Genomic DNA, 7,605 nt, shown 5'->3' on the forward strand with positions numbered 1-7,605 from the left:
CTTGCTTGTGTTCCCAATCATGCCGTGCGGCGCAGTATCAGCAGATGGCGTTGGCCTTGGCAACCGGGGACGGCCAAGGCGTGTTCGCTATCGAGGTGGAAGTCTGCCGGCAATGCTAACAGCTCGTCGCTTGGATGGACGCCCTTCATTGCCAGCCAGCGCGTGTCGCGATCGCCTAGATGGCGAGTCCAGTTGCTGAAGTTCTCCATGCTGCTGAACGCCCGGGAAACAATTCCGTGGAAAGGCTGTTCAGGCGTAAAGGCTTCGACGCGACTGTGGATAACGTGCAGGTTGTCCAGCTTGAGTTCGAGTTTGACCTGGGTCAGGAAGCGGGTTTTCTTGCCGTTGCTGTCCAGGCAGGTCACTTGCGACTCGGGAAACAGGATGGCCAGCGGAATACCAGGCATCCCGCCGCCGCTGCCGACATCCAGCCAGCGACCGTTTTCGATGAACGGCATCACACTGAGACTATCGAGCAGATGGCGCGAGACCATTTCGTCTGGATCACGCACTGCGGTCAGGTTGTAGGCCTTGTTCCATTTGATCAACAGGGCCAGGTAGCCCAGCAGTAACTCATGCTGGACCTCGGTCAACGCTACGCCCAACTGGCGCGCCCCTGTGGATAACTCTTCGGCGTGTTGCGAGGTGACCAACGAACTCAAGCGCTTTGCTCCAACTGACGGCCCGCGCCGCGTTTTTTCAAATGAATCATCAACAGCGAAATAGCTGCTGGGGTCACGCCAGGGATACGTGAAGCCTGCCCGAGTGTTTCAGGCCGAGTTATCCCCAGCTTGCTTTGAATTTCTTTCGACAGCCCGGAAATCCCGGTGTAGTCAATATCCACAGGCAGCTTGGTGTCTTCACTGGCGCGCAGCCGGGCGATTTCGTCCTGCTGGCGATCAATGTAACCGGCGTACTTGGTCTTGATCTCCACCTGTTCGGCGACTTGTGGGTCTTCTGCGCCCTGGCCTGTCACTTCAACCAGACCAGCGTAGTCGATTTCCGGACGAGAAAGCAGGTTGAGCAAGTTGTACTCATGGGTCAACGGCGTGCCGAATTTTTCCGCGATCGCGTCGCCCTGCTCGGTGCCTGGGCGAACCCAGGTACTTTTCAGGCGTTGCTCTTCAAGCGCAATGCTTTCACGTTTTTTGCAGAAGGCAGCCCAGCGCGCGTCATCGACCAGGCCCAACTCGCGACCTTTTTCAGTCAGGCGTAGATCGGCGTTGTCTTCGCGCAGGATCAGACGGTATTCCGCGCGGGAAGTGAACATGCGGTACGGTTCCTGGGTGCCCAGGGTGATCAGGTCATCGACCAATACGCCGATGTACGCTTCATCACGACGCGGGCACCAGCTGTCTTTGCCTTGTGCACGCAATGCCGCGTTGGTTCCGGCCAGCAAACCTTGGGCGCCGGCTTCTTCGTAACCGGTGGTCCCGTTGATTTGGCCAGCAAAGAACAACCCCCCGATCACCTTGGTTTCCAGGCTGTATTTCAGATCACGCGGGTCGAAGTAGTCGTACTCGATGGCGTAGCCGGGACGCACGATGTGCGCATTTTCCATACCGCGAATCGATTGCACGATCTGGATCTGCACATCGAACGGCAGCGAGGTGGAAATCCCGTTGGGATACAGCTCGTGAGTGGTCAAGCCTTCGGGTTCGATAAAGACCTGGTGGCTTTCCTTGTCGGCAAAGCGGTGGATCTTGTCTTCGATCGACGGGCAATACCGCGGGCCAATGCCTTCGATCACCCCGGAATACATCGGCGAACGATCAAGGTTCGCGGCAATGATTTCGTGGGTACGGGCGTTGGTATGGGTAATCCAGCAACTGACCTGTTTGGGGTGCTGTTCTTTGGAACCCATGAACGACATCACCGGGATCGGCGTATCGCCGGCTTGCTCGGTCATCACCGAGAAATCCACAGAGCGCCCGTCAATGCGTGGCGGGGTACCGGTTTTCAAGCGGCCGACGCGCAGCGGCAGTTCACGCAGACGTTTTGCCAGGGCAATCGACGGCGGATCACCAGCGCGACCACCGGAATAATTTTGCATACCAATGTGGATAAGTCCGCCGAGGAACGTCCCTGTGGTCAGTACTACCGAGTCTGCGTGAAAACGCAGACCCATTTGCGTGACGACACCGCGTACCTGGTCCTGCTCGACGATCAGGTCATCGGCAGCCTGCTGAAATATCCACAGGTTCGGCTGGTTTTCCAGGGTTTCGCGCACCGCTGCCTTGTACAGGATGCGGTCGGCCTGGGCTCGGGTAGCCCTTACGGCCGGGCCTTTACGGCTGTTTAGCACGCGAAATTGAATACCACCTTTGTCGGTGGCCATCGCCATTACACCGCCAAGGGCATCGATTTCCTTGACCAGATGGCTTTTGCCAATCCCGCCAATAGCGGGGTTGCAACTCATGGCACCGAGGGTTTCCACGTTGTGCGTAAGCAACAGGGTTTTTACGCCCATGCGTGCTGACGCCAGTGCTGCCTCGGTACCGGCATGACCGCCGCCGATGACGATCACTTCAAAACGGGAAGGGAAATCCACCACGCACCTCGTGCCTGCTTATGTAGGTAATCAGGAATTGTCTGTTGAAAGAGTTTTGGAGCTATGGCGGCAAGTATAGGGACTTCGCCCTTCCTAAAGAACCCTTTGCACAAAATTTAACCAGCTGTGGATGAATCACAGACAATAGAAATTAAAAGAGAGAAATTTATTAAATCTTTGTTTTTATGTTTATTTCTACTGAGCAACGTTTCTGTGGATAGATCTCTACAGCCCTTTATATTCAATGTGTACAGCGATTCAAAAGTCTGTGGTCATGTGCCAATGAGGCCCTTGGATAAGTGCTTTAAGCCTGTGGATTAAAGTGATGGTTATCCACAGGCGGGTTTTTACTCAGGTTTCAAGCCCTGTTATCAACTGGGCACAGGCGCGGTTACTCACAGGGTTTAATCCACAGAAAAGTACCAGCCGAGGCGAATAGCGCGCACGGAAAAACACCGATTGCTCGGCGAGTCAGTCAAAAAATGATGGGGTTGCCCTGAAACGGGCTGAACAGACAGGCGCGAATGGCCTGTCTGTGGACAACGAAGGTCTATTTACCGATGCAGAAGCTGGAGAAGATCCTGCCCAGCAAATCGTCCGAGCTGAACGCGCCGGTAATTTCTCCCAGCAGTTGCTGTGCTTGACGTAAATCTTCAGCCAGCAGCTCCCCAGCACCCGCCAAGGTCAGCTGCGCCCGGCCGTGCTCCAAGGCGGCACTGGCATGGCGCAGTGCCTCAAGATGCCTGCGACGTGCACTGAAGCTGCTTTCCGAGGTCTGTTCATAGCCCATGCAGGCCTTGAGATGCTCACGCAGCAATTCCAGGCCGTCACCTGCCGCTTTGGCGCTCAGGCTGATAGTGACATGGCCATCCTCACTGGTTTGCAGGGCAATCGCTTCACCCGTCAGGTCGGCCTTGTTACGAATCAAGGTGACTTTGGCCGGGTCAGGTCGTTGCTCGAGGAATTCTGGCCACAGCGCAAAAGGATCCACAGCTTCCGGTGCCGTGGCATCGACGACCAACAACACACGATCGGCTTCCCCGATAGCCTTGAGCGCGCGTTCCACACCAATTTTTTCCACCTGGTCGTCGGTGTCGCGCAGCCCGGCGGTGTCGACGACGTGAAGCGGCATGCCGTCGATGTGGATATGTTCGCGCAAGATATCCCGGGTAGTGCCGGCAATCTCGGTGACGATCGCCGCCTCGCGCCCTGCCAGGGCGTTGAGCAGGCTGGATTTACCGGCATTGGGCCGCCCGGCAATCACCACCGTCATACCATCGCGCAGCAAGGCTCCCTGCCCGGCTTCACGCAGGACTGTGGATAATTCCTCACGGACCTTATCCAACATTGCCAGCACATGGCCATCCGCGAGGAAGTCGATTTCTTCTTCGGGAAAATCGATCGCCGCTTCAACGTAGATACGCAGACTGATCAGTTGTTCGGTAAGGTTATGCACACGCAGGGAAAAAGCCCCCTGCAATGAGCGCAAAGCGTTACGTGCAGCCTGTGCAGAACTGGCTTCGATCAAATCCGCAATCGCTTCGGCTTGGGCCAAATCGAGCTTGTCGTTCAGAAATGCCCGTTCGCTGAATTCCCCAGGCCGTGCCAAGCGGCAACCCAGTTGCAAGCAACGCTGCAGGAGCATATCCAGGACCACAGGACCACCGTGCCCCTGTAATTCCAGGACATCTTCACCGGTGAAAGAGTTGGGTCCCGGAAAATAGATCGCCAAGCCCTCGTCCAATACGCTTTGGTCAGCATCCAGAAACTGGCCGTAATGGGCATAACGGGGTTTCAGCTCTCGGCCACTGATTGCCATGGCCGCAACGCCCGCCAAGGGGCCGGAAATTCGAACGATACCGACTCCGCCTCGGCCCTGAGCGGTGGCGACAGCAGCGATGGTTTCACGAGGAGCGCTCATCAGCAGGTTCCAGAACAAAAGTGACGGAAAGCAAAACGCCCCACTAGGGGGCGTCTTGAGTGGTTATCCACAGAGTAAATTACGCCTCGGCTTTTTTGGTAGCCGCTTCGATCTTACGTGTGATGTACCACTGTTGAGAGATCGACAACACGTTGTTGACCACCCAGTACAGTACCAAGCCAGCAGGGAACCACAGGAAGAAGAAGGTGAAGATGATTGGCATCATTTTCATTACCTTGGCCTGCATCGGATCCGGCGGGGTTGGGTTCAGACGCTGCTGGATAAACATGGTCGCGCCCATGATTATCGGCAGGATAAAGAACGGGTCCTTGATCGACAGGTCAGTTATCCACAGCATGAACGGCGCTTGGCGCATTTCCACGCTTTCCAGCAGTACCCAGTACAGCGACAGGAACACCGGCATCTGTACCAGAATAGGCAAGCATCCACCCAGCGGGTTGATCTTCTCTTTCTTGTACAGCTCCATCATGGCCTGCGACATTTTCTGCCGGTCATCGCCATGTTGTTCTTTCAGTGCCGCCAGTTTCGGGGCAACGGCACGCATACGCGCCATCGACTTGTAGCTGGCTGCCGACAGTGGGAAGAAGATCCCCTTGATCAGCATGGTCAGGAAGATGATCGACCAGCCCCAGTTGCCGACGATGCTGTGGATATGTTGCAACAGCCAGAAGATCGGCTGGGCAATGAACCACAGGAAGCCGTAATCCACAGTCAATTCCAGACCTGGGGACAACTCTTTCAATACGGCCTGGCTTTTAGGACCGGCGTACAGGGTAGCGCTGGTTTCAGCCTTGGCACCTGGAGCGACGGTCAACGCCGGGCCAGTGAACCCAATGATGTAGTTGCCCTGGCTGTCCTTGCGGGTTTGAACCAGGTTCGCGTCACCCTTGTTCGGAATCCAGGCGGTCACGAAGTAGTGCTGCAGCCACGCTACCCAGCCACCCTGGACGGTTTCTTTCAGCGTGCCCTTGTCGATATCTTTCATCGACACTTTTTTGTACGGCTCGTTACTTGTCCACAGGGCGGCGCCCAGGTAAGTCGCGGTGCCGGTGGCGGTGCTGGAAGACGGATCGGAACTGGCGTCACGCTTGAGCTGGGCAAACAGGTTGCCGCTCCAGGCTTTGTCGCTGGTGTTGTCGATCAGGTAAGTGACCTTCAGATCGTACAAACCACGGGTAAAGCTGAAACGCTTGATGTAGTTGACGCCGTCGAGGCTGAATTTCAGGTCGACGTTCAACTGGTTCTGGCCGTCTGCCAGTTGATAAGTCTTTTGCTCGGTCGAATAAACCGGACGACCGGTAGCACGTGCATCCGGACCATTGGTGCCGGTCAGGCCGCTTTGCGCCAGATAAGTACGTTCACCGCCGTTATCGAACAGCTGGAACGGAACATCCGGATGATCCTGGCGACGTGGATAAAGCGGCAGCTTCAGCTGTGCAATATCACCACCTTGTGGGTCGATAGCCAGGTCGAGCACATCCGTTTTCACGTGGATGAGGTCTTTGTTGGTGACCACTGGCGTTTCTAACGGGGCACTTGTCTCGCCATTCGCGCTGGGAACATCGGCACTCGCGGACGCATTGTTACCCAGCGGGGTGTCCGGAATAGCCGGCGCAGCCTGATTGGTAGCAACATTCTGAGTCGGCAGGGCAGCCTGGCCGTAGTCCTGGTTCCATTTAAGGACCATGACATAGGACACGATTGCCAGGGCGACGATCAGGATTGTGCGTTTAATATCCATGATTACTCGGCCATCGAAGAAGAACGGGAGGTAGGGATAGGTGGAACCGGGTCATAACCACCGGGATTCCACGGATGACAGCGACCTAAACGACGAAAGGTCAGCCAGCCACCGCGCAGAAGACCATGATTTTCTATGGCCTCTAACGCGTAGCAGGAACAACTGGGGTAGAAACGACAGTGGCTGGCCATCAGAGGACTAATGGCATAGCGATAAAACTGGATCGGAACGATTGCCAGTTTACGCATCAAGGCTGTCTACCCCTACAGTTTCGGTGCTGACTACTGGTGCTGGCTTGTGGGTACGAGCCAAACGTTTCCAGAGCTTGCCGAAATGCTGAATCAATTCGGGGTTTTCTACATCACCCAAGCCTTTGCGCGCGACGATAACAATATCCCAACCAACCAGAGTGTCCTGGTGGAGGCGAAACGATTCGCGCATCAGACGCTTGAGGCGATTGCGCTCAACGGAGAGCTTGACGCTCTTCTTGCCAATCACCAGCCCGAGACGGGGGTGATCAAGATCGTTGTTACGCGCAAGGAGCAGGAGATTTTTCCCCGGAACCTTGCCGGTGGGGGAGTCAAAGACTGCCTTGAAATGCCGGGGGGTAAGCAGACGCTTTTCCCGACTGAAGTCCTGACTCACCACCAGTACCGGATTATCAAACTGCCAGACGCGCACGACCTTTGGCGCGGCGACGCGACAGGACAGCACGGCCGTTCTTGGTAGCCATGCGAGCACGGAAGCCGTGAGTACGGGCGCGTTTGATGGTGCTTGGTTGGAAAGTACGTTTCATGGCGTTGTTACCTGGTTCGTCCACAACGGGCCGGAATGGCCCCCGTTTTAAGAGACCGGCGATTCTAGAGAAAGCAAGCCTCTAGGTCAATTTCCAACCAGCTTTTCCTTCAATTAGATCTTTGCCGCCTTCCGAGCCGTTCTGCTTTCATCCGCCATGCCATAGATATAAAAATAAAGAAGGAAGTTATTTAAAGCTTTTCTGTAAAGCTTATAAAAGCTAGCCAGGCGATCATCTGTGGATAACTGCCTTTAGCCCTTATTCTGCGCGCTGTACAGAGAATGACAACACGGGGGAGAAGCAGTGCTCTGCCTGTGCTGCGCTATCGGATAAGCTGTGCGTGGAATGGGTTGTTATCCACAGGCCGGTTACCCACAGACTTTTGCCCCCACTTGTGCAACGAGCTCAGGGTGGTTTATCCACAGAGCTTATGCACAGACCATTGGTCGCCTTTTCTGCGGTTAACACATTGATTTTGGGTGCCCTGTGAGCAACCTACATGTGGATAAGTGGGCGGCTGGTCGCTACAATGGCGGCTGTTTTTGCCTCACCGGCTTTCAACTTAGGGGATATCC

The 7,605-nt window shown here is 55.6% G+C and carries 7 protein-coding genes; all 7 read right to left on the minus strand.

Annotated features, from left to right (window positions below; genetic code table 11):
* Positions 1 to 17: 17 nt before the first annotated feature.
* Positions 18 to 662: a 16S rRNA (guanine(527)-N(7))-methyltransferase RsmG gene (gene rsmG, locus LJX92_RS26940; RefSeq protein WP_032878612.1), complete on the minus strand. Its 645-nt coding sequence runs from the start codon at positions 660 to 662 to the stop codon at positions 18 to 20.
* On the minus strand, positions 659 to 2,551 hold the full coding sequence (gene mnmG / locus LJX92_RS26945; RefSeq protein ID WP_005792607.1) for a tRNA uridine-5-carboxymethylaminomethyl(34) synthesis enzyme MnmG: 1,893 nt from the start codon (positions 2,549 to 2,551) through the stop codon (positions 659 to 661). The genes rsmG and mnmG overlap by 4 nt, the downstream gene beginning before the upstream one ends.
* Positions 2,552 to 3,101: 550 nt before the next feature.
* Positions 3,102 to 4,472 carry a tRNA uridine-5-carboxymethylaminomethyl(34) synthesis GTPase MnmE gene (gene mnmE / locus LJX92_RS26950; protein ID WP_032878611.1) on the minus strand — a complete coding sequence of 457 codons (1,371 nt, stop codon included), beginning with the start codon at positions 4,470 to 4,472 and terminating at the stop codon, positions 3,102 to 3,104.
* Between the two features lie 79 nt (positions 4,473 to 4,551).
* Complete coding sequence (yidC, locus tag LJX92_RS26955; protein ID WP_005792609.1) at positions 4,552 to 6,234, minus strand: membrane protein insertase YidC; 1,683 nt, start codon at positions 6,232 to 6,234, stop codon at positions 4,552 to 4,554.
* 2 nt (positions 6,235 to 6,236) lie between these two features.
* Entirely contained in the window at positions 6,237 to 6,482 is a 246-nt protein-coding gene (yidD, locus tag LJX92_RS26960; RefSeq protein ID WP_019816912.1) for a membrane protein insertion efficiency factor YidD, read from the minus strand.
* The gene (gene rnpA, locus LJX92_RS26965) at positions 6,475 to 6,882 is read right to left on the minus strand and encodes a ribonuclease P protein component (RefSeq protein ID WP_416309149.1); all 408 of its coding nucleotides are present in this window, start codon (positions 6,880 to 6,882) and stop codon (positions 6,475 to 6,477) included. Before rnpA ends, yidD begins: the two co-directional genes overlap by 8 nt.
* 13 nt (positions 6,883 to 6,895) lie before the next feature.
* Positions 6,896 to 7,030 carry a 50S ribosomal protein L34 gene (gene rpmH, locus LJX92_RS26970; protein WP_003213577.1) on the minus strand — a complete coding sequence of 45 codons (135 nt, stop codon included), beginning with the start codon at positions 7,028 to 7,030 and terminating at the stop codon, positions 6,896 to 6,898.
* Between the last annotated feature and the right edge of the window lie 575 nt (positions 7,031 to 7,605).

It is taken from the genome of Pseudomonas sp. HN8-3 (assembly GCF_020790195.1).
Lineage (GTDB): Bacteria > Pseudomonadota > Gammaproteobacteria > Pseudomonadales > Pseudomonadaceae > Aquipseudomonas > Aquipseudomonas synxantha_A.

What these genes read in the sequence shown, in the direction of transcription:
- rpmH (WP_003213577.1), bottom strand. Translation starts at nt 7,030, where the DNA reads ATGAAACGTACTTTCCAACCAAGCACCATCAAACGCGCCCGTACTCAC.
- yidD (WP_019816912.1), bottom strand. Translation starts at nt 6,482, where the DNA reads ATGCGTAAACTGGCAATCGTTCCGATCCAGTTTTATCGCTATGCCATT.
- mnmE (WP_032878611.1), bottom strand. Translation starts at nt 4,472, where the DNA reads ATGAGCGCTCCTCGTGAAACCATCGCTGCTGTCGCCACCGCTCAGGGC.
- yidC (WP_005792609.1), bottom strand. Translation starts at nt 6,234, where the DNA reads ATGGATATTAAACGCACAATCCTGATCGTCGCCCTGGCAATCGTGTCC.